Origin of the sequence: Adlercreutzia equolifaciens (assembly GCF_029076695.1) — a bacterium.
GTDB classification, from domain to species: Bacteria; Actinomycetota; Coriobacteriia; order Coriobacteriales; family Eggerthellaceae; genus Adlercreutzia; species Adlercreutzia equolifaciens_A.
Genome location: NZ_JARFIK010000492.1, coordinates 1 through 294 on the forward strand (window position 1 = coordinate 1; position 294 = coordinate 294).

The window sequence follows — 294 nt, forward strand, 5'->3', positions numbered from 1 at the left end:
AAAGAAGCGGCCGCGGCCATGGAGGGTTACGAAGCCTGGGAGGCCTCGCTGGCCACCTACACGCCCGCCTGGGCAGCGACCCCCGCGCACCGGCCCGGGCATTTGCGGACGCGTAACGAGGGCGCGCACCGCACCGGTCTCGTCCACCTCCAGGGCCTCCGGCGCCTGAGGCGGCAGCATCTCCACGCCCTCGGCAATGGCCGCCTCCACCTCTTCGGCCAAGGCCGTCATGTCCTCCAAGCGGCGTCGGTACACCACGGTTACCTCACCGCCGCAGCGCACGGCCGTTCGCGC

The 294-nt window shown here is 72.1% G+C and carries 1 pseudogene; it reads right to left on the reverse strand.

What is annotated here, in order from left to right:
* Positions 1–294, reverse strand: a pseudogene (locus PZH32_RS13320) (hypothetical protein); the annotation flags it as partial.